16 protein-coding genes and 2 pseudogenes are annotated in these 20,651 nt (G+C 71.5%); 16 read left to right on the top strand and 2 right to left on the bottom strand.

The genetic code is table 11. The features are described from left to right. Positions 1–104: 104 nt before the first annotated feature. Entirely contained in the window at positions 105–1,028 is a 924-nt protein-coding gene (locus tag ACZ7EC_RS03135) for an LLM class F420-dependent oxidoreductase (protein ID WP_471057041.1), read from the bottom strand. 201 nt (positions 1,029–1,229) lie between these two features. On the opposite strand from ACZ7EC_RS03135, the pseudogene ACZ7EC_RS03130 reads away from it, so the two are divergent. The 6 genes and pseudogenes from ACZ7EC_RS03130 to ACZ7EC_RS03105 all read left to right on the top strand — a co-directional run. Beyond that, a pseudogene (locus ACZ7EC_RS03130) lies at positions 1,230–1,803 on the top strand (alpha/beta hydrolase); the annotation flags it as partial. Then, positions 1,754–4,222 carry an excinuclease ABC subunit UvrA gene (gene uvrA, locus ACZ7EC_RS03125; RefSeq protein ID WP_471057038.1) on the top strand — a complete coding sequence of 823 codons (2,469 nt, stop codon included), beginning with the start codon at positions 1,754–1,756 and terminating at the stop codon, positions 4,220–4,222. The pseudogene ACZ7EC_RS03130 and the gene uvrA, both read left to right, overlap by 50 nt. 186 nt (positions 4,223–4,408) lie before the next feature. Further along, complete coding sequence (locus ACZ7EC_RS03120) at positions 4,409–6,205, top strand: PucR family transcriptional regulator (RefSeq protein ID WP_471057035.1); 1,797 nt, start codon at positions 4,409–4,411, stop codon at positions 6,203–6,205. Next, positions 6,205–6,612: a DUF2795 domain-containing protein gene (locus ACZ7EC_RS03115; protein ID WP_471057033.1), complete on the top strand. Its 408-nt coding sequence runs from the start codon at positions 6,205–6,207 to the stop codon at positions 6,610–6,612. The genes ACZ7EC_RS03120 and ACZ7EC_RS03115 overlap by 1 nt, the downstream gene beginning before the upstream one ends. A gap of 177 nt (positions 6,613–6,789) precedes the next feature. Further along, complete coding sequence (locus ACZ7EC_RS03110) at positions 6,790–8,205, top strand: cytochrome ubiquinol oxidase subunit I (protein WP_471057030.1); 1,416 nt, start codon at positions 6,790–6,792, stop codon at positions 8,203–8,205. Then, a complete protein-coding gene (locus tag ACZ7EC_RS03105; RefSeq protein WP_471057027.1) occupies positions 8,202–9,191 on the top strand; it encodes a cytochrome d ubiquinol oxidase subunit II in 990 nt (329 codons plus the stop codon). Before ACZ7EC_RS03110 ends, ACZ7EC_RS03105 begins: the two co-directional genes overlap by 4 nt. Positions 9,192–9,248: 57 nt before the next feature. Here the strand turns inward: ACZ7EC_RS03105 and ACZ7EC_RS03100 are convergent, their stop codons facing one another. Then, positions 9,249–10,139, bottom strand: coding sequence for a LysR family transcriptional regulator (locus ACZ7EC_RS03100; protein WP_471057025.1), 891 nt, complete (start codon positions 10,137–10,139; stop codon positions 9,249–9,251). A gap of 266 nt (positions 10,140–10,405) precedes the next feature. On the opposite strand from ACZ7EC_RS03100, the gene ACZ7EC_RS03095 reads away from it, so the two are divergent. The 10 genes and pseudogenes from ACZ7EC_RS03095 to trxA all read left to right on the top strand — a co-directional run bounded on the left by ACZ7EC_RS03095 (position 10,406) and on the right by trxA (position 20,649). Continuing rightward, positions 10,406–11,593 carry an MFS transporter gene (locus tag ACZ7EC_RS03095; RefSeq protein WP_471057022.1) on the top strand — a complete coding sequence of 396 codons (1,188 nt, stop codon included), beginning with the start codon at positions 10,406–10,408 and terminating at the stop codon, positions 11,591–11,593. A gap of 100 nt (positions 11,594–11,693) precedes the next feature. After that, positions 11,694–12,539, top strand: coding sequence for an aldo/keto reductase (locus ACZ7EC_RS03090; RefSeq protein ID WP_471057019.1), 846 nt, complete (start codon positions 11,694–11,696; stop codon positions 12,537–12,539). Between the two features lie 185 nt (positions 12,540–12,724). Continuing rightward, positions 12,725–13,174 carry a DUF1931 family protein gene (locus ACZ7EC_RS03085; protein ID WP_471057016.1) on the top strand — a complete coding sequence of 150 codons (450 nt, stop codon included), beginning with the start codon at positions 12,725–12,727 and terminating at the stop codon, positions 13,172–13,174. Beyond that, positions 13,135–13,383: pseudogene (locus tag ACZ7EC_RS03080) on the top strand (DJ-1/PfpI family protein); the annotation flags it as partial. The gene ACZ7EC_RS03085 and the pseudogene ACZ7EC_RS03080, both read left to right, overlap by 40 nt. Positions 13,384–13,760: 377 nt before the next feature. Further along, entirely contained in the window at positions 13,761–15,665 is a 1,905-nt protein-coding gene (gene dnaK, locus ACZ7EC_RS03075) for a molecular chaperone DnaK (RefSeq protein ID WP_471057013.1), read from the top strand. Positions 15,666–15,675: 10 nt separating this feature from the next. Next, positions 15,676–16,260 (top strand): nucleotide exchange factor GrpE, encoded by a 585-nt coding sequence (locus tag ACZ7EC_RS03070; RefSeq protein WP_471057010.1) that lies wholly within the window; start codon positions 15,676–15,678, stop codon positions 16,258–16,260. A 6-nt stretch (positions 16,261–16,266) separates the two neighbouring features. Continuing rightward, entirely contained in the window at positions 16,267–17,205 is a 939-nt protein-coding gene (locus ACZ7EC_RS03065) for a DnaJ C-terminal domain-containing protein (RefSeq protein ID WP_471057007.1), read from the top strand. Next, entirely contained in the window at positions 17,202–17,576 is a 375-nt protein-coding gene (locus tag ACZ7EC_RS03060; RefSeq protein ID WP_471057004.1) for a chaperone modulator CbpM, read from the top strand. Before ACZ7EC_RS03065 ends, ACZ7EC_RS03060 begins: the two co-directional genes overlap by 4 nt. Further along, the gene (clpB, locus tag ACZ7EC_RS03055) at positions 17,567–20,206 is read left to right on the top strand and encodes an ATP-dependent chaperone ClpB (RefSeq protein WP_471057001.1); all 2,640 of its coding nucleotides are present in this window, start codon (positions 17,567–17,569) and stop codon (positions 20,204–20,206) included. Before ACZ7EC_RS03060 ends, clpB begins: the two co-directional genes overlap by 10 nt. Continuing rightward, positions 20,203–20,649 (top strand): thioredoxin, encoded by a 447-nt coding sequence (trxA, locus tag ACZ7EC_RS03050; RefSeq protein ID WP_471056999.1) that lies wholly within the window; start codon positions 20,203–20,205, stop codon positions 20,647–20,649. The genes clpB and trxA overlap by 4 nt, the downstream gene beginning before the upstream one ends. Positions 20,650–20,651: the final 2 nt, after the last annotated feature.

Genomic DNA, 20,651 nt, shown 5'->3' with positions numbered 1-20,651 from the left:
GGCGCCTTGTCCCGGTCGCGGCTGCGGATACCCACCGAAGCGCGTTTCCCACGGTTCGAGCCGGTGATTGGCGTCAACTGGGGGGATCGGCCGAGCGGGCTCGCTCAGCCGGCCAGTTCGCCGAGGAGGGCCCAGGTGCGGCGGCGGTCCGCCTCTCCCGCGAGCTCGGTGGTCGTGAACACCACCTCGGTGGCCCCGGCGTCACGGTAGCGCCGCACCTCGGCCGCGACGGTCTTCTCGTCACCGACCACGGCCACGTCGGCGGCCCGCCGGCCGCCGGAGAGCTCGATGATCCGTGCGTAGGACGGGATCTGCTCGTAGAAGGCGAGGCTGTCGGTCAGCTTCGCCCGCACCCCGGCCACGTCGTCGGTGACCACGCCGGGCACCAGGGCCACCACCCTGGGCGCCGGCCGGCCGGCGGCCTCGGCCGCGGCGGTCAGGGCGGGGACGATGTGCTCGGCCAGGGCGCGCGGCCCCGCCAGATACGGCAGGATCCCGTCCGCCAGCTCACCGCTGACCCGCAGCGCCTGCGGCCCCATCGCGGCGACCAGCAGGGGGACGCCGTCCTCCGCGCCCGCGACGCGGGCCGGGACCGGGGTGGTGGCGGTGAGCAGCTCACCGTGGAAGTCGGCCGTGCCGGTCTGTGTCAACTGCCGCAGTGCGGTGAGGAATTCGCGCAGCAGACCGATGGGGCGGGCGAAGGGCAGGCCGAAGCCGGTCTCCGTCAGCAGCTTGGTGCCGAGGGCCAGCCCCAGGTGGTAGCGGCCGTGCGTCGCGGCCTGGGCGGTCTGGGCCTGGCTGGAGACGACCAGGGGGTGCCGGCCGAAGACGGGGATCGCGGAGGTGCCCACCTGGAGTCCGGGCACCTCGCGCCCGACGATCGCGGCGAGCTGGGGCGAGTCCACGCCGAAGGTCTGGCCGAACCAGACGGACCGCAGCCCGGCGGCCGCGGCCTCCTGCGCCAGCCGCACGCCGGCGTCGACCTCGTTGTGCGCATCACGGGCGCTGAGTGCTACTCCGACAGTCATGCCCTCGCAACGGACACCGGCGGGGCGGGTATTCCGGTGCACGTGTGACGCGCCGCGGCGGCCCCGTGGCGAAGTGGCCGACGTCCAGCGTGGGTACGGCGTCGCCCCTCCTGCGCGGCGAGGCCGGGTGCGGCGGTTGCGGGCTGGGGTGGGTGCGCTGACGATGGAGCCGGGGAGTCGCATCAGGGGAGCCATCGCCACCGGCAGCGGCGGGTCCGTCCGGCCGGCGCGACCGGGGCGCTGCCGGTGCTGTTCTTCATCCATGGCGCCGGCTGGGTCTTCGGCGACGACAAGACCCACGACCGCCTCTTCCGTGAACTCACCGTCGGCGCGAACGCCGCGGGTGTCTTCCCCGCCTCGCGCGCCGCCGTCACCGGAGAGTCGGTCGGCGGCTGCATGTCGACGGTGTTCGCGCTGATGAACAAGGAGCACCGACCCCGCCCAGCGGGCCGAAGTGCACGCCTCTCCGCTCCAGGCACCTCTGGAACTGCTCCGGGGACCGCCCCCCACTCTCGTCATCACCGACGAGGTCGACGTGCTGCGTGACGAGGGCGAGCAGTACGCCAACAGGTTGCGCGAGGCCGGAGTCGACGTCACCTCGGTGCGCGTGGCCGGCATGGTCCACGACTTCCTCCTGCTGGACAGCCTGCGCGACACCCGCGCCGCCAACACCCGGCGACGGCGCCCGTCGCGCGGTTCTCGGCGCGATCGGGTACTCGGGAAAGGTGAACAAGGACGCGACCGACTCCTTCGTGCATGTCCGGGGCGCCGGTGAGAACAACCTGCGGAACGTCGACGTCGATGTCCCGCGGGACGCGATGGTCGCCTTCACCGGCGTCTCCGGTTCGGGCAAATCCTCACTCGCGTTCGGCACGCTCTACGCGGAGGCCCAGCGGCGCTACTTCGAGTCCGTGGCACCGTACGCCCGAAGACTGTTGCACCAGGTCGGCGCACCGCACGTGCAGGACATCACCGGACTGCCACCGGCCGTGGCCCTCCAGCAACGACGTGGGTCGCCCAGCTCGCGCTCGACGGTCGGCACCATCACCACGCTGTCGAATCTGCTGCGCATGCTGTACTCCCGCGCCGGAACCTATCCGCCCGGCACCGCACGGCTGGAAGCCGAGTCGTTCTCCCCCAACACCGCGGCCGGCGCCTGCCCGGAATGCCACGGACTGGGGGTCGTGCACGACGTCGCCGAGGACCTGCTCGTCCCCGATCCCTCGCTGAGTGTCCGCGAGGGGGCGATCGCCGCATGGCCCGGCGCCTGGCAGGGCGCCAACCTGCGCAGTGTCGTGAGCGGCCTGGGGATCGACATCGACCGACCCTGGCGCAGGCTCAGGAAGAAGGACCGGGACTGGCTGCTGTACACGGACGAGCAGCCCTCCGTGTACATCGAGCCGGAGGAGGGCCGCGTCGACTACGGCTACCAGGGCAAGTTCTGGAGCGCCCGCAAGCACGTCATGCACGTCCTCGCCGATTCCAAGAGCGAGAAGATGCGCGAACGGGCGCTCCGGTTCGTCAGGAGTGTGCCCTGCCCCGCCTGCCACGGCAGCGGACTGCGGCCCGAGGCGCTCGCCGTGACCTTCGCCGGACGTTCCATCGCCGAGATCAACGCGATGCCGCTCACCGAGGTCGTGGCGCTGCTGCGGCCCGTCGCGGGGCGTTCCGAGGCCGACGCCGCCACGGCGACCGCCCGATCCGGGGAGACGACCGAGGTCGCCGTCCGGATCTGCGGCGATCTGGTCGCGCGGATCGACGTGCTGCTCGATCTGGGCCTCGGCTATCTCAGCCTCGGACGCCGCTCGACGACCCTGTCGCCGGGCGAGGCGCAGCGCCTGCGGATCGCCACCCAACTGCGCTCGGGGCTGTTCGGCGTCGTCTACGTCCTGGACGAACCCTCCGCGGGCCTGCACCCGGCCGACGCGGAACCGCTGCTGGACGTGCTGGACCGCCTCAAGGCGGCGGGCAACTCACTGTTCGTCGTGGAGCACGACATGGACGTCGTACGGCGGGCCGACTGGGTGGTCGACATCGGTCCCGGTGCGGGCGAGGGCGGTGGACGCGTGCTGTACAGCGGCCCGGTCGCCGGTCTTGAGCGGGTGGGGGAGTCGGCCACCAGCCATTACCTGTTCGGGCGCGCCCGGCCGCTCGATCACGACCCGCGCACCCCGCACGGCTGGCTGCACCTTCGCGGCGTCTCCCGCCACAACCTGCACGACGTGTCCGTCGACGTACCGCTGTGCGTGCTGACGGCGGTGACGGGCGTGTCCGGTTCCGGAAAGTCGACGCTGGTGACGCAGGTGCTCGCCGAGGTCGTCCGCGGTCACCTCGGACTCGTACCCGAGGAACCCGACGAAGCGCGGCTGGAGGTCGACGTCCGGGACGCTTCGGGGGTCGAGTCGTTCGACCGGCTGGTCCGGGTCGACCAACGCCCCATCGGCCGGACCCCCCGGTCCAACCTGGCCACGTACACGGGCATGTTCGACGTGGTCCGCAAGCTGTACGCGGCGACGGACGAGGCCAGGGCGCGCGGCTACTCCGCTGGGCGGTTCTCCTTCAACGTGCCCGAAGGGCGGTGCGAGACCTGCCAGGGCGAAGGATTCGTCGCGGTGGAACTGCTGTTCCTGCCCGGCACCTACGCACCGTGCCCGACCTGCGAAGGCGCCCGGTACAACGCCGAGACCCTGGAAGTCACCCACCGCGGCAAGAACATCGCGGACGTACTGGCGCTGTCCGTCGACGCCGCCGCCGAGTTCCTGTCCGCCGTCCCGGCCGCATCCCGCAGCCTGGAGACGTTGCGCGAGGTGGGACTGGGGTACCTGCGGCTCGGCCAGCCCGCGACGGAACTCAGCGGCGGTGAGGCGCAGCGCATCAAACTGGCCACCGAACTGCAACGAGCCCGCCGCGGGCACGCGCTCTACCTGCTCGACGAGCCGACGGCCGGGCTGCACCCCTCGGACATCGCGCTGCTGCTGCGACAGCTGCACCGGCTCGTCGACGCCGGCAACACGGTCGTCCTCGTCGAGCACGACCTGGACACGATCGCCACCGCCGACTGGGTCGTCGACCTCGGTCCGGGCGGCGGCGACGCGGGCGGGCGGGTGGTCGCGGCGGGCACGCCGGCCAAGGTGGCGAGGGCCCGGCGCAGCGCCACCGCACCGTATCTCGCGGCACGGCTCGCGCGCCCCTGACGACAGAAGCGGGTTCGCGCGCCCCGAGCAGCTGCGGGCCGCGTCCGGCGGGTCAGGAATGTACCGGTCCAGTCCCCTCGCGAGCAGCGAGAGAAAGGGTCCGCACATCTCCGGTAGGCCGGCCCGTGAGCGGGTACGCGATATGCCGCTCGCTTCTCTGGAGGCTTCGAGGGACGGAGTGGTCCCATGGCCGGCCGTCGGGTGCACAGCCCGCACCACCGCTACTTCTGCCGACGCTCCTTCTACCGGAGGGGCGGCCTTGTGCGCGGCAGCGCCGGGCGGCACCCCACGGCCGCGCGCGGAGGGCCCCGCCCGCCCCCGCGCACCCCAGCCGACCATGCCCTCCACGAACTGTCCGCGCTCTGCCACGCTCTGTCCGGCACCACGGACGAAGCCGAGATCCTGCGCCTGGCCATGGACCACGTGGCCGCCGCGGGTCCGTACAGTGCCGAGGCCGGATACCTCAATGTGGGCGGCGACCTGGTCCCCAGTCCGAGGGACGGGCGGATGCCTGCCCTGGCCGTGAGCCGGAGGGTGCGGGAGCTGGCCGGGCGGGACGGCAACGTGACCGTACCCGGCAGGCCCTGGGGGCAGGCCCTGGGGCTGCGGGGATTCGAGGGACTCCACGGCTACCTCGTGGTGACGTCCCGCTCCCGGCCCACCGAGGCCGAGCGATCCCTGCTCGCCACGTTCGTCCGGCACACGGCCGCCGCACTGTCGCTCGCTTTCGCACAGCGCCGCCGACGCGAGGACGCGCGGGAACTGCACCGACTCAGGGAGGAACGCGCAGCCCTCCAGCGGCAGCTGATCTCCGTGGCGACTGAGCTGGGCTTCGAGCGGGCCGTTCACGCGTTCATCGCCGGCGTCGCCGCCTCGGGTGGCGGTGAGGAGGCCGTCACCCGCGCCCTGCACGGGCTCACCGGACTTCCCGCGCTGGTCGAGGACCGCTTCGGCCGGCTGAGGTCCTGGACCGGCCCCGGCCGTCCCGTCCCCTATCCCGAACCGGACCCCGTGCGCCAGGACGAGATGCTGCACACCGTCGCCCGTCAGGCCGGTCCGGTGCGGATAAGGGACCGGCTGATCACCCTGATCCGCCCGCACGGCGAGATCCTGGGCCTGCTGGCCCTGGTCGACGCACGGGACGAGGCCGACGAGCACACCGTGCTCGCGCTGGAACACGCCGCCGCGTCACTCGCCCCCGAGCTGACGCACCTGCGCGATCTCGCCGAAGTGGAGCTGAGGCTGCACCGCGAGCTGGTGGACGACCTCCTGGCGGGGACGGACGAGGCGAGCGCCTACGCCCGGTCCGAGGCAGCCGGATACGACCTGCACCGCGGCCACTACGTCGTCGTGGTGCAGTGGTCGAACCGGACCGCCGACGATTCCTTCGCACGGACCGTGGGGCGGGCGGCCTCCGCCGTGGGCATGCGCTCGCTGCTGACCCGGCGCTCCGACCACGTCGTCCTGGTCGCCGACGACCGGCCGCACGCCCGCGCGCTGTACGAGGCGCTCGTCCGGGAGACCGGCACGCGGTCCGGGACGATCGGTGTGAGCGCCCTTTCCGACTCCTTGAACGACATCCCCCACCACTACCGGGAGGCGCAGCGCGCCCTGGACGTGCGCCGCCACTCCCGCGAGCACTACGGCACGACGTTCTACGACGAACTCGGCCTGTACCGCATTCTGGGACCCGGCAACGACTACGGGGAACTGGAGACGTTCGTACAGGAGTGGCTCGGACAGCTCATCGATTACGACTCCCGGCACCACACGACCTTGGTGGAGACACTGTCCCGGTACTTCGACTGCGGCGGCAACTACGACGAGACCGCGGAATCCCTCGCCATCCACCGCAGCACGCTGCGCTACCGGCTGCAGCGCATCCGCGACGTCAGCGGCAACGACCTTGCGAACGTCGAGGACCGGCTGAACCTCCAAGTGGCGACCCGAGTGTGGAAGATCGTGCTGGGCGGCCCCGGCTGATGCCCCTGCTGCAAGACAGCAGCCGGGGATGCGGAGTCCCCGGCTTCCCCGCCGACAAGGACAGGCTGATCGACGCGGCGAGCCGGTCGGGCGCCGCGCCGGATGTCGTCAAGGCGCTGCGCGGCATCCCGGCCGAGCAGTACGCCAACCGCGAGGAGGGCCCGGTCGGTCCGTGTGGACCCCGCCTCCGACCTGGGGCTCAGCCCGGCTCAGCGGGCCGAGCAGGCCCACGAGGGCGGCAGGCCGGGACAGTCCCAGCACCTGCGCGAGGTTCCGAAACCGCCAGTCGAGGAGGAACTGGACAGCTGACAGCCGGGACACTCGACGCCGACGACAGGGCCCTGGAGAAGGAACCGGCGAAACCGCCGCCCGCTGGGGTGCGGGCGTGTCGCGGAATGGCCGTTTAGCATCGAGCGCGAAAGGCAAAGCATTCTCGGAATTCCCCCGCCCTCATTCCAGGTAAAGGCCGTGAACCATTCGCATGACACGGACAGAAGCCTCGAAAAGGCGGGGGAGAACCACGACCCGGCGGCGCCGCGCGGCGTGAGTATCGTCCGCCGCCGTCGGAGCCAGAAAGAGAATCGATGGTGCTGTCTGCCCTGTCAACAGCCGCCGACCCGCCACAACTGCTCCCCGCGCGTGAGCAGATGGCGTTCACCCTGGGCTTCCACATCATCCTGGTGCCCTTCGGCGTCGCCTTCACCTTCATGATGCTGGTCTGCCACTACCGGGCGCTGCGCCGCGGCGATCAGCAGGCGCTGGTCCTCGCGCAGCGATGGTCCAAGGTGGCCGCCGTGCTGTTCGCGGTGGGTGCCGTGTCCGGCACCGTGCTGACGTTCGAGCTGGGGCTGCTCTGGCCCGGACTCATGGGCAAGTACGGGCCGGCCTTCGGATTTCCGTTCGCCGTCGAGGGTCTCTTCTTCTTCCTCGAGGCAATCTTCGTGGCCATCTACATCTACGGCTGGAAGAGGCTGCCCCCGTGGCCGCACTTCTTCACCGGCGTCGTGGTCACCCTGGCGGGCGTCGGCGGCACGGCCTCCGTCATCGCGGCCAACAGCTGGATGAACCAGCCCGCCGGAATCGCGGTGCGGAACGGGCGTGTGGTGGGCGTCGTGCCGTCCCGAGTCTTCTTCAACGGCGCCTTCTGGTGGGAGATGGTGCACATGCTCCTCGCGGCGTACATCGTCGCGGGGTTCATGGTCGCGGGCGTGTACGCGTGGGGCCTGCTCAAGGGGCGCCGGGACCGCCACCACCGGCTGGGGTTCGCCGTCCCGTTCACGGTCGCCGCCCTCGCCATGCCGCTGCAGTTCCTCGTCGGGGACACGATCGCCCGCCAGGTGTACGACAGGGAGCCGGCGAAGTTCTCCGCCATCGAACTCCTGCCGACCACCGGTGACCACGTCGCGGAGGTCCTCGGCGGCGTCTTTGTCGACGGCAAGGTGCGCTACGGCCTCCGTCTTCCCGACGTGGCCTCCGTCCTCGCCGGTTTCACCCCGTCGACCACGATCAAGGGCTTCGACGCGATCCCCGCGCCGGTACGCCCCACCGACTCGGTCGTCAGTATCGTGCACCTCGCCTTCGACGTCATGGTCGCGACCGGATCGCTCCTGCTCCTGCTGGCGATCTGGTTCGCCTGGCTGTGGTGGCGGCGGCGCGAGGTGCCGACCAACCGCTGGTTCCTGCGAAGCTCCGCGGTCTCCGGGCTGGTCGCGCTCGTCTCCCTGGAGAGCGGCTGGGTGGTGACCGAGGTCGGCCGCCAGCCCTGGACCGTCGTGGGACTCCTGCTGACGGAGAACGCCGTCGCCACGCAGGGGAACCTGTGGCCCCTGTTCGCCACGGTCCTCGTGATCTACGCGTGCGTCGCCGTCGGCGCCCTGTACGTCCTGCGAACCTTGCGCCGCCGCTGGTCGGAGGAGGGCACGGAGGCCGTCGTGGTCCCGTACGGCCCCCGGCCGGCGCGGACGGCGGATGGGCACCCCCGCGGAGGAGACGAGGCATGAGCGATTTCGTCGCCGTGGTCCTGTTCATCGGAGTCATCGCCTACGCCCTCTTCGGCGGCGCCGACTACGGGGCCGGCTTCTGGGATCTGGCAGCCGGCGGCGCCGCGCGGGGACGACCCGTGAGGGAGCTGATCAATGTCTCCATCAGCCCGGTGTGGGAGGCCAACCACACATGGCTGATCTTCTGCTTCGTCACCATCTGGACGGCCTTCCCCCAAGCGTTCACCGCCATGACCACCACCCTGTACATCCCGCTGGGCCTGGCGGCGCTGGGGATCGTGGCCAGGGGCTCGGGCTTCGCCTTCCGGCACGCGCTGGCCCGAGGGCGGGCAGAGCTGGTCAGCGGTGTCGCCTTCGCCTGTTCGTCGGTGCTGACCCCGTTCTTCTTCGGCACCGTCGCGGGCGGGATCGCCTCGGGGCGCGTCCCCTCGGCCGGCCACGGCGATGCGCTGTCCAGCTGGCTCAACCCGACCTCCGTCCTCGGCGGCGTCCTCGCGGTCACCGTCTGCGCCTATCTCGCCGCCGTGTTCCTCACCGGACAGGCCCGGCACCGCGCGGACACCTCCCTGGAAAGGGCGTTCAGCCACCGGGCCCTCGGGGCGGGCATCGTTGCCGGACTGGTGGCGCTCGTGGGCGTGTTCGTCCTGCGTGCGGACTCCCCGCGCCTGTTCCACCAGCTCAGCACGGTGGGTGCACCGCTCCTGGCCGTCTCGGGCCTGTGCGGCCTGGCCGCGCTGCTCCTGTTGCGCAGGGGCGGCCTTCCCCTCGTGCGCACCCTGGCGGCCGTCGCGATCGCCACCGTCGTCGGGGGATGGGGAGTGGCCCAGTACCCGTACCTCCTGGGTACCCACCTGACGATTCATCAGGCGGCGGCCCCCACGGCCACCTTGTGGGTGCTGATCCTGGTGTCCTGCGTCGCGGTCGTCCTGATCGCCCCCTCGCTTCTTCTGCTGTACGGCCTGCAACTGCGACGCAAACTCGGCTGACGGGGAACTGCCGCCACCGGGACGCGTGCCACGGCCTCGTCCTCGCCGGCGGCCCGGTCACAAGGCGATGACGTGGAGGTCGACCAGTTCGAGCATCGCGCGCAGAGCCGAGCTGGGCCGCCGGGTCGACGACGTGCCGAGATGCATCCTCCAGCGGAGCTCGGCGCCGTCGATGTGCAGGACGTGCAGGCCGGGGGTCCGGGCGACGGCGAACGCGGGCAGGAAGGCGATGCCCAGACCGTGCCGGACCAGGGCCGCTCCCATGTCGATGTCGGGCACTTCCAGGGCCACCCGGCGTACGACGCCCGCGGCCGCGAACGCCCGGTCGACCACCTCGCGGTTGCCGTAGCCCGGCGGGAAGTCCACGAAGGGCTCCCCGGCGAGGTCCGCGAGCGCCACCCTTCCCCGCCGCGCGAGCGGATGGGCGGCGTTCACCACCAGGACGAGCGGCACGGTGGCCAGCTCCCGTGCGTCGATCCCGGCGGGCTTGCGTTCGGGCAGCGACAGGAAGGCCACGTCGAGGTCCCCGCCGAGCAGTGCGTGCGCCAGTCCCGCCGAGCCGGACGTCGCCAGCCGCAGCCGGACGTCGATCGCCGGATGCCGCGCGTGCAATTGCCCGAGGAGCGCGGGCAGGTCCACCACCTCGACCGAGGCCATCGCGCCCACGTTCACCGTGCCGCGCAGCGTGTCCTGCGCGGCGCGCACGGCGTCCTGGGCGGCCTGGGCGGCGTTCAGGGTGGCCCGAGCCTCCGGCAGCAGCGCGGCGCCCGCCCCGGTGAGCCGGACCTGCTGCGACGTGCGCTCGAACAGCGCGCAGCCGAGCTCGCGCTCCAGGGAGCGGATCGCTGCGGACACCCCCGACTGCACCACGTGCAGCCGACGGGCGGCACGCGTGAAACTCAGCTCCTCGGCGACCGCGAGGAAGTGCTCCAGCTGACGTAGCTCCACCAGGTAAGTATCACTCACATTGCTGGAGCTCAGCAAAAACATTCGTTGGCGCTGATCCTGCCTGGTGAGGAGTATGGAAAGCGCCATCCACTTTCGCCTGAGGAGGGGTACCCCTGCCTGCCGTACCGACACCGCTGAGCCGTCCCGCCATCGACGCTCCTGGCGATCCGACCCACCCCACCCCGGCACCCGCACCCGCCGGCCTGCCGCCCCGCGCCCCCGGCCGGCGCCGTGCCTCGCATGCGACCGGCTTCTGGTTCGTGGCGGTGGCCTTCACCGTGCTGATGGCCTTCGGCACCGCGCCGACCCCGCTGTGGCCGCTGTACGAGGCTCGGGACCACTTCGGCGCGACCACGGTCACGGTGGCGTACGCCTCGATGGTCGTCGGCGCGGCGGTCGCCTTCCTGGGGCTGGGACACCTGTCGGACCGGCTCGGCCGGCGGCGCATCATCGTCCCGGCGCTGCTCGTCGGTATCCTCGCGGCGGTCGTCCTGATGGTGTGGCGGGACCTGCCGGGGCTGATAGCGGGCAGGATCCTGAACGGTGCCGCACTGGGCCTGATGGCCTCGACCGCGACGACGTACCTGCACGACCTCCACCACGAGGCACGTCCGGAGCGGGCGGGGTCGGTGCTGCCCGGCATCGTGGCGACCGCCGCCAACCTCGGCGGCCTGGCCTCCGGGCCCCTGGTCGCCGGAGCCGTCGCGGAGTGGCTTCCCACGCCTCTGATCACCGCTCAGGTGATCTTCGTTCTCGCCATGGCGGTGTGCCTGGCCCTGGTGCTGTCCACCCCGGAGACCGTGGACCGGGAGCTGCCCGCGGCCGAACCGCCGAGCAGGTTCGTCCTGCGGCCCGGTGGCGGGCGGACGTTCGGCGCGGCCGGCGCGCTGGGCGCCTTCGCCTTCGCGATCCTCGGCCTGATCTCCTCCCTCGGGGCGAGCGTGCTCCACGGCACCCTGCACACCGACTCGCACCTCGTGGTCGGCCTGGCGGCCTTCCTCATGTTCGGTTCCGCGGCGGCCGCCCAGCTGGTGCTGGGCCGCCTCCCGCTGCCCCGAGTCCTGGCCGTGGGGGCAGTGGTCTTCCCGGTCGGCCTGGTCCTGTGCGCCGTCTCCCTCTACCACCCGGCGCTCTGGCTCTACCTGGTCGCCGTGTCCCTCTCGGGAGCCGGCTCCGGGCTGCTGTTCAAGGGAGGCGTCGAACGTGCCGTCTCGGTCGCCGAGCCCGCCTCGCGCGCGGGAGTCCTCGCCGTGTTCTTCGTCGTCGCGTACCTGGGAATGGGCCTTCCCTCCGTCCTGTTCAGCATCGCCCTGCGGCATTTCGCCGTGCAGACCGCGATGATCGGCTTCGCGGCGGTCCTCTCCTGCGGCGCCGTCCTGTCGGTCGCCGTCGCCCTGCGTGATCGCACACCCGGTCCCGGCGAACTCCCGGCGCGGTCCGCCCGCCGCTCCTGACCGCTCCGCGGCGCATCCGACACCACTGGTCTGGGAGGCGCGGAGGCGGGCACCCGATGCGGGCCGCGTGACGCGGATCGCGGCGGACGGGAGGCCCGAAATGGCTGCGGAATCGACCAGAACGATCGCACTCCCCTCCGGTGAGGAGATCGCGGCGCTCGGACAGGGCACCTGGTACCTGGGGGAGGACCCGGCCCGGCGAGAACAGGAGATCGCCGCGCTGCGGCTGGGCGTGGACCTGGGCATGACCGTCGTCGACACGGCGGAGATGTACGGCGACGGCGCAGCCGAGGAACTCGTCGGCGAGGCCCTCCGGGGACGCCGGGAAGAGGTCTTCCTCGTCAGCAAGGTGCTGCCCGGCCACGCCGACCGGAAGGGCACCGTCGCCGCCTGCGAGCGCAGCCTGCGGCGGCTCCGCACGGAACGGCTGGACCTGTACCTCCTGCACTGGCGGGGCCGGTGGCCACTGGAGGAGACCCTCGCGGGATTCGCCGACCTGATGGAGGCGGAGAAGATCCGCTACTGGGGCGTGAGCAATCTGGACGCGGCCGGCATGGCCGAGCTGACCGCTCTCCCCGGCGGCGACGCCGTGGCCGTCGACCAGGTGCTGTACAACCTCTCCCGGCGCGGCACCGAGTGGGATCTGCTCCCCTGGTGCCGCGAGGCCGGGGTGGCGGTCATGGCCTACTCCCCGATCGAGCAGGGGCGGCTCCTGAAGGCCGGGGCCCTGGATGCCGTGGCCCGTGACCTCGGAGCGACGCCGACCCAGGTGGCACTCGCCTGGGTGCTGCGACAGGGGCCGGCCGCGATCCCGCGTTCCGGATCAACCGACCACGTGCGGGAGAACCGCGGCGCGCTAGACCTCCGCCTTCCCACCGAGGCGCTCGACGCCCTCGACGAGGCGTTCCCGCCACCCGACGGGCCCACGCCCCTGGAGATGCTCTGAAGGAGCCGCCAGGACGACGCGCCCGCTCTCGCTGTGCTGCCAGGGCAGGAGGGGGTGCTCTCTTTGGGCCCGGGGTGCGGAGGCGCTTTGCAGGCGGGCTCTGCGAATCTCGACCGGTAGCAGCCGAGGGCGGCGCCTGCGGGAGCGAACGACGCCGTCCGGTTCCCGGTGAGGAGGCGAGAGGCATGGCCGTGATGGGTGTGTCGAAGTTCGAGAGGTTCTTCCGCGCCGCCGCGGGCCTCGACGTGGACAAGAACGACCTGAAGCGGTACGGCGACTTCGTCGACGCCAAGCTCTACGACCTCCTGGTCGTCGGCCAGGCGTCGGCCAAGGCCAACGGCCGGGATTCCGTCGAACCGTGGGACCTGCCGATCACCAAGGGCCTGCAGGAGAGCATTCACCGGTTCCGGCGGCTCGACGAGGAGATCGAGCTGAAGCCGATCCTGGAACAGCTCGCCGCGCATCCTCCACTCGACAGGACACCCACCCAGGAGACCGAAGACCGCTACCCCGAGGTCATCGGCGGTCTCAGCGTCGCCCTCGCCGAGACGTTCAAAATCGTGTACCCGGATGTCAAGAACCCGCAGACCAGCCACTGGGAGGGCGTGACCGCGGTGTTCGAGCGGCTGCTGTAGCAGTCGCGCCCCGGTGCATGCGCGGGCGCCGCCTGACGTCCTGGCCCAGCATCCGCACCGATCTGCGCAACGCCGGCGCGGAGGTCGTCGCCGATCAGGAGGTGGTCGTCGACGGGCAGTTGGTCATCAGCCGCAGCCCCTCCGACCTGCCTGCCTTCCGCGCCGCCGTCGTGGAGCGGTTCGCTCGGGCGCGGCCTCCGGTCCTGGGCGCCGCGCGGCCGCGTCGAATGTCGCCACGCCCACCGACCCCTGAGGTATCGGGGTATCACCGCGAGCCGCGAGCCGGCTCGCCGTCCCGCCTCCTGTCCTCGCAGACCGACCGGCGGTGCCACATTTCGACCCGCTGGGCGCAGGCGGGGCGACCGGGTGAACAGCCACTCTAGGCCTGTCGGGACCGCTCGGCGGTCCGTCCGCGGAAGGAGAGGCCATGACCGAGGGGCCCCCGGACTTCGCGTCGGTCCGCTCGCAAGGGGCGGCCGCCTCCGCAGTGGCCCCGCCAGCTGAACGCGTCTGGAAGCCGGGCGGGACACGGCCCGGAGGATGAACGGTCGCCGACGGACGTCGACCACCGCGGAAGGAGTTCGTCATGGCCAAGGCAGTGGGCATCGACCTGGGCACCACCAACTCGGTGATCGCCGTGTGGGAGGGCGGGGAGCCGTCCGTCGTACCCAACAGCGAGGGCAACCGCACGACACCATCCGTCGTGGCCTTCACCGACACCGGCGAGCGCCTGGTGGGCCAGCTGGCACGCCGCCAGGCGATCCTCAATCCCAAGGGCACCATCTACTCGGCCAAGCGGTTCATCGGCCGGCACTTCGACGAGATCCCCGACGAGGCCAAGGCCGTCGCCTACGACGTCGTTCCGGGCGAGAACGGCGAGGCCCGCTTCAAGGTGCGGGACAAGCTGTACGCGCCCGAGGAGATCAGTGCACTGGTGTTGCGCAAACTCGCCGACGACGCCTCCAAGCAGCTGGGGGAACGGGTCACGGAGGCGGTCGTCACGGTGCCCGCCTACTTCAACGACGCCCAGCGCACCGCGACCCGTGACGCCGGACGGATCGCGGGACTGGAAGTGCTGCGGATCATCAACGAGCCGACGGCCGCCGCCCTCGCCTACGGCATGGACAAGAAGCAGCACGAGACGGTGCTCGTCTTCGACCTGGGCGGCGGCACCTTCGACGTGAGCATCCTCGATGTCGGCGACGGCGTGGTGGAGGTGCGTTCCACGGCGGGTGACAGCCATCTGGGCGGCGACGACTTCGACCGCCGGCTGGTCGACCACCTCGCGGACGACTTCCAGAAGGAGAACGGCATCGACCTGCGCAAGGACCCGCAGGCGCTGCAACGCCTGTTCGAGGCGGCGGAGAAGGCCAAGACCGAGCTGAGCTCCGTCACCCAGACCCAGGTCAGTCTGCCGTTCATCACCGCCGACGCCTCCGGGCCCAAGCATCTCACCGACTCGATCATGCGGTCCACGTTCGAGCAGATCACCGGCGACCTCGTGGAGCGCTGCCTCGGTCCCGTCCAGCAGGCCATGGCCGACGCCAAGGTCGGCGAGAGCGACATCGACGAGGTCATCCTCGTCGGCGGCTCCACCCGCATCCCCGCCGTCCAGGCCCTGGTGCGGAGGCTGACCGGCGGCAAGGAACCCAACATGAGCGTCAACCCCGACGAGGTCGTGGCCATGGGCGCCGCGATCCAGGCGGGGGTCCTCAAGGGCGAGGTCAAGGACGTCCTGCTGCTCGACGTCACCCCCCTGTCCCTGGGCGTGGAGACGCGCGGCGGAGTCATGACGAAGATCATCGAGCGGAACACCACCATCCCGGTGCGCCGCAGCGAGACCTTCTCCACCGCCGAGGACAACCAGCCGGCCGTCGACATCGTCGTCCTCCAGGGCGAGCGCGAACGGGCCGCCGACAACCGGGTCCTCGGCCGGTTCCAGCTCACCGACATCCGGCCGGCGCCGCGGGGCGAACCGCAGATCGAGGTCACCTTCGACATCGACGCCAACGGCATCCTCAACGTCAGCGCACGCGACAAGGACACCGGCAAGGAACAGGGCATCACCATCAGCGAGAGCTCCAACCTGGACCGGAGCGAGGTCGACCGCATGGTCCAGGAAGCCGAGAGCAACCGGGGCGAGGACCAGGCGCTCCGCGAGGCCGTCGACGCCCGCAACGAACTCGACGCAGTCGCCTACCAGGTCGAGAAGCGCCTGAACGAACTGGCCGACGCCGCGCCCGCGCACGAGAAGGCACGCGCCGAGATGCTGGTGGCCGAGGCACGCGACGCGGTCAAGAACGAGGCCGCGGTGGACAAGACCAGGCCGCTGATCTCCGAACTCCAGCAGGTCTACGCCGGGCTCGCCGCCCACCAGGGCGACGCCGGGGCGGCGAGCGGCCCGTCGGACACCACCGGGCCGGACGGCTCCGGGCAGGGCGGAGCCGGCGCCGACGAAGACGTGATCGACGCCGAGTTCGACAAGGGCTGAGGTGCCCGCCATGCCGACCCCTCCCCACGACCGGTCGTCCGGCCTACCGCCCGAAGGCGCCGCACAACCGCCGCAGGGCCACCTGCCCGAGCCCGCGCCGCCCGCCACGGAGCCCGAACCTGGCCCCGACGCGGCCACCGGTCCGACCGGGGCCGAAGGCGAGTACGCGGCCGCGCTGAAGGAAGTCGAGGACCGCTGGCGGCGTGCCCTCGCCGACCTGGACAACCTGCGCAAGCGACACGCAAGGGAACTGGGCCGGGAGCGCGCGCTCGAACGCGCCCGCACGGCCGCGGCCTTCCTCCCCGTCGTCGACAACCTCGAGCTGGCCCTGAACCACGCGGGCTCCGACTCCGGGCCGATCGTCGAGGGCGTTCGCGCCGTGCGCGACCAGGCCGTGTCCATCCTTGAACGCCTGGGCTACAAGCGGGATGCCGAGACCGGCGTCCCGTTCGACCCCTCCCGGCACGAGGTCGTCGGCGTGGTCCAGGACCCCGACGCCGAACCGAACACCGTGGCGCAGGTGCTGCGCCCCGGCTACGGCGAGGCCGAGCGGCAGCTGCGGCCGGCCGCCGTGACCGTCGCCAAGCGGGAGTGAGCGGCCATGGCACGCGACTTCTACGAGGTTCTCGGGGTCCGGCGGGACGCCGACAAGGACGAGATCCAGCAGGCCTACCGCAAGCTGGCCCGCAGGTACCACCCGGACGTCAACAAGGACCCCGCGGCGGAGGAGCGGTTCAAGGAGATCAACGAGGCATTCAGCGTCCTGTCCGACCCCGACCAGCGGGCCCGATACGACCGCTTCGGCGAGGACTTCCGGAAGGTCCCCGAGGACTGGGAGGAACGGGTCGGTGCCGGCGCGGGCCCCGGTGGCGGCTTCCGCTGGTCCACCGGGGGCGGCCCGCGGGGCCGGTACACCACCAGCGGCTTCGGCGCGCAGGGCGTCGACGTCGACGACCTGTTCGGCTCGATCTTCGGGGGCGCCGGACGGGTGCGTGTCCCCGGAGCGGACCAGGAGGCCGAACTGCCGCTCACCGTCGAGGAGGCCTACCGCGGCGGCCATCGCACCGTCACGCTCGCCGGTCCCGCCGGGCAGCCGCGGCGGTACGAGGTCGACGTGCCACCGGGTGTCACCGACGGGCAGCGTATCCGGCTGGCGGGCGAGGGCGGCCGGGGCAACGGTGACGCCCCCGCGGGGGACCTGTACCTGCGGGTGCGGATCCAGCCGCATCCCCGGTTCCGCCTCGACGGCCGGGACGTGCACGTACAGCTTCCGGTCACCCCCTGGGAGGCCGCGCTGGGCGCGACGGTTGCGGTGCCGACGCCGAGCGGGGCGGCGGCGAAGGTCGGCGTGCCCGCGGGCTCGTCCAGCGGCCGGCGGCTGCGGCTGCGCGGTGAGGGCATGCCCAACCCGCGCGGCACGAACGGCAATCTCTACGCCGAGCTCCGGATCATGGTGCCGCCCCGGCTCGGCGACCGGGAGCGCGCACTCTTCGAGGAGCTCGCCGCCGTCTCCTCGTTCGACCCCAGGAGGACCCGATGAGTGACCCACGCGCCGGGGCGCGCCAGGTGTCCCAGCCGACAGCCCCCGCGCCGGCACACGTCCGGTACGCGATCGTGCCGGTGCCCAGGCTCTCCCTGCAGACCGTGGCCCGCCGGTCCGGGGTCCATCCCGACCTCGTCCGCCGGTTCGTCGCCCTGGGGCTGGTCGAGGCCGAGCGCGACGCCTTCGGAGGGCTGGTGTTCGAAGCCACGGCACCGGCCGCCCTCGCCCGCGTCCAGCGGCTGCGCACCGGGCTGTGCCTCAACTACGCATCCATCGGCCTGGTGCTCGACCTGCTGGACCGCATCAGCATGCTCGAAGCCGCCCTGCGCCGCGCCGGCACGAGGAGTGAAACACCCCCATGGACATGAACCGTCTCACCCAGAAGTCCCAGGAAGCCCTCCAGGAGGCCCAGACCGCGGCCGTCCGCATGGGGCAGACCGAGGTCGACGGGGAACACCTGCTGCTCGCGCTCCTCGATCAGGAGGACGGTCTGATCCCCCGGTTGCTGCAACAGGCAGGCACCGAACCCAAGGAGCTGCGCGCGGCCGTGCGCGAGGAACTCTCCCGCCGCCCGAAGGTCACCGGTCCGGGCGCGGCACCCGGCCAGGTCTTCGTCACCCAGCGCCTGTCCCGCCTGCTCGATGCCGCCGAACAGGAGGCCGGACGCCTCAAGGACGAGTACGTGTCCGTGGAGCACCTCCTGCTCGCCCTGGCCGAGGAGGGCTCGGCGACCGCCGCCGGACGCCTGCTCAAGGAGCACGGCGTGAACCGGGATTCCTTCCTGAGCGCGCTCACCCGGGTCCGCGGCAACCAGCGGGTCACCTCCGCCAACCCCGAAGTGGCCTATGAGGCGCTGGAGAAGTACGGCCGTGATCTCGTCCTCGAGGCTCGGTCCGGGCGGCTCGACCCGGTCATCGGCCGGGATGCGGAGATCCGCCGCGTCACCCAGATCCTCAGCCGCAAGACCAAGAACAACCCCGTCCTCATCGGCGACCCCGGCGTCGGCAAGACCGCCATCGTCGAGGGTCTCGCCCAGCGCATCGTCCGCGGCGACGTGCCCGAAGGACTGCGCGACAAGACGGTGTTCGCCCTCGACATGGGTTCCCTGGTCGCCGGCGCCAAGTACCGCGGCGAATTCGAGGAGCGCCTCAAGGCCGTGCTGTCCGAGGTGAAGGCCGCCCAGGGACGCATCCTGCTGTTCGTCGACGAACTCCACACCGTCGTCGGCGCGGGCGCCGCCGAAGGGGCCATGGACGCGGGCAACATGCTCAAGCCGATGCTCGCCCGCGGCGAACTCCACATGATCGGGGCCACCACCCTCGACGAGTACCGCAAGCACATCGAGAAGGACGCCGCCCTCGAACGCCGCTTCCAGCAGGTGCTGGTCGACGAGCCGAGTGTGGAGGACACCATCTCCATCCTGCGCGGACTGCGCGAACGCCTGGAGGTTTTCCACGGCGTGAAGATCCAGGACACCGCACTGGTCTCCGCGGCCACCCTCAGCCACCGCTACATCACCGACCGGTTCCTGCCCGACAAGGCCATCGACCTCGTCGACGAGGCATGCGCCCGGCTGCGTACCGAGATCGACTCGATGCCCGCCGAACTGGACGAGATCACCCGCCGCGTCACCCGTCTGGAGATCGAGGAGGCGGCCCTGTCCAAGGAGACCGACGACGCGAGCAGAGCCCGCCTGGAGGAACTGCGCAAGGAGCTGGCCGACCTGCGCGGCGAGGCCGACGCCAAACACGCCCAGTGGGAGGCCGAACGGCAGGCCATCCGCCGCGTGCAGGAACTGCGCCAGGAACTGGAGCAGGTCCGTCACGAGGCGGAGGAGGCCGAACGCGCCTACGACCTCAACCGCGCTGCGGAACTCCGCTACGGCCGCCTCCAGGACCTGGAGCGCCGGCTGAAGGCCGAGGAGGAGCAACTGGCCGCCAAACAAGGGCAGAACCGGCTGCTGCGCGAGGTCGTCACCGAGGAGGAGATCGCCGAGATCGTCGCCGCCTGGACCGGCATCCCCGTCGCCCGTCTCCAGGAGGGCGAACGCGAGAAGCTGCTGCGCCTCGACGAGATCCTGCGCGAGCGCGTCATCGGCCAGGACGAGGCCGTCAAGCTCGTCGCCGACGCCGTCATCCGCGCCCGTTCCGGCATCCGCGACCCGCGCCGCCCCATCGGCTCGTTCATCTTCCTCGGCCCCACCGGTGTCGGGAAGACGGAGTTGGCCAAGACGCTCGCCGCGGCCCTGTTCGACTCCGAGGAGAACATGGTCCGCCTCGACATGAGCGAGTACCAGGAGCGGCACACCGTCAGCCGGCTCATGGGCGCACCACCCGGATACGTCGGCTACGAGGAAGGCGGCCAGCTCACCGAGGCCGTACGCCGCAAGCCGTACTCCGTCGTGCTGTTCGACGAGATCGAGAAGGCGCACACCGATGTCTTCAACACCCTGCTGCAGATCCTCGACGACGGCCGCATCACCGATGCCCAGGGCCGCACCGTCGACTTCCGCAACACGGTGATCATCATGACGTCGAACATCGGCTCCGAGCACCTCCTCGACGGCGCCACCGCCGAGGGCGAGATCAAGCCGGACGCCCGCGCCCTGGTGATGGGCGAGCTGCGCGGGCACTTCCGCCCCGAGTTCCTCAACCGCGTCGACGACATCGTGCTGTTCAAGCCGCTCGGCGAGCGGCAGATCGAGCGGATCGTGGAGCTGCAGTTCGACGAGCTGCGCCGGCGGCTCGCCGAACGCCGCATCACTGTCGAACTCACCGAAAAGGCGCGGGAGTTGATCGCCCACCAGGGCTACGACCCGGTGTACGGGGCCCGGCCGCTGCGCCGCTACATCTCCCACGAGGTCGAGACGATGGTCGGGCGCGCCCTGCTGCGCGGTGACGTCCAGGACGGTGCGACGGTCCGCGTCGACGCCGAACACGGAGAGCTGGTGGTCACCTACGACCAGCCCGAGGACGTGAGGGGAGCGCGGGCGGCATGAGCACGATACAGGCGACGACCGTCAGGTGCCCCCACTGCGGGCGCACCAACCGGGTGCCCGTGGCCGCGGAGGGCCACCCCAAGTGCGGCCACTGCAAGCACCCCCTACCGTGGATGGTGGACGCGGGCGACGACGACTTCACCGAGGTCGCCGAGCGGGCCGGCGTCCCTGTCGTGGTCGACCTGTGGGCGACCTGGTGCGGCCCCTGCCGCATGGTCAGCCCCGCGCTGGAGAAGGTCGCCACCGATCTCGCCGGCCGCATCAAACTCGTCAAGGTCGACGTCGACAAGAACCCGCGACTGTCGCAGCGTTTCGAGGTCCAGGCCGTACCGACGCTGCTGATCCTCGACCGGGGCGAGACGGTCGCCCGGCAGGCGGGAGCGGCCCCCGCCCCCGCTCTGCGCCGGTGGGTGGAACAGTCGATCAGCGCCCGGAAAGGGTGATC

The organism is Streptomyces sp. NPDC037203 (assembly GCF_055605065.1).
Note: the sequence above shows the minus strand (reverse complement) of the source record. Positions and strands in the feature narration are given on the sequence as shown.

What these genes read in the sequence shown, in the direction of transcription:
- ACZ7EC_RS03070 (WP_471057010.1), top strand. Translation starts at nt 15,676, where the DNA reads ATGCCGACCCCTCCCCACGACCGGTCGTCCGGCCTACCGCCCGAAGGC.
- ACZ7EC_RS03135 (WP_471057041.1), bottom strand. Translation starts at nt 1,028, where the DNA reads ATGACTGTCGGAGTAGCACTCAGCGCCCGTGATGCGCACAACGAGGTC.
- ACZ7EC_RS03115 (WP_471057033.1), top strand. Translation starts at nt 6,205, where the DNA reads ATGCCCCTGCTGCAAGACAGCAGCCGGGGATGCGGAGTCCCCGGCTTC.
- ACZ7EC_RS03065 (WP_471057007.1), top strand. Translation starts at nt 16,267, where the DNA reads ATGGCACGCGACTTCTACGAGGTTCTCGGGGTCCGGCGGGACGCCGAC.
- ACZ7EC_RS03110 (WP_471057030.1), top strand. Translation starts at nt 6,790, where the DNA reads ATGGTGCTGTCTGCCCTGTCAACAGCCGCCGACCCGCCACAACTGCTC.
- ACZ7EC_RS03085 (WP_471057016.1), top strand. Translation starts at nt 12,725, where the DNA reads ATGGCCGTGATGGGTGTGTCGAAGTTCGAGAGGTTCTTCCGCGCCGCC.
- ACZ7EC_RS03120 (WP_471057035.1), top strand. Translation starts at nt 4,409, where the DNA reads ATGGCCGGCCGTCGGGTGCACAGCCCGCACCACCGCTACTTCTGCCGA.
- clpB (WP_471057001.1), top strand. Translation starts at nt 17,567, where the DNA reads ATGGACATGAACCGTCTCACCCAGAAGTCCCAGGAAGCCCTCCAGGAG.
- ACZ7EC_RS03105 (WP_471057027.1), top strand. Translation starts at nt 8,202, where the DNA reads ATGAGCGATTTCGTCGCCGTGGTCCTGTTCATCGGAGTCATCGCCTAC.
- dnaK (WP_471057013.1), top strand. Translation starts at nt 13,761, where the DNA reads ATGGCCAAGGCAGTGGGCATCGACCTGGGCACCACCAACTCGGTGATC.
- trxA (WP_471056999.1), top strand. Translation starts at nt 20,203, where the DNA reads ATGAGCACGATACAGGCGACGACCGTCAGGTGCCCCCACTGCGGGCGC.
- ACZ7EC_RS03090 (WP_471057019.1), top strand. Translation starts at nt 11,694, where the DNA reads ATGGCTGCGGAATCGACCAGAACGATCGCACTCCCCTCCGGTGAGGAG.
- ACZ7EC_RS03060 (WP_471057004.1), top strand. Translation starts at nt 17,202, where the DNA reads ATGAGTGACCCACGCGCCGGGGCGCGCCAGGTGTCCCAGCCGACAGCC.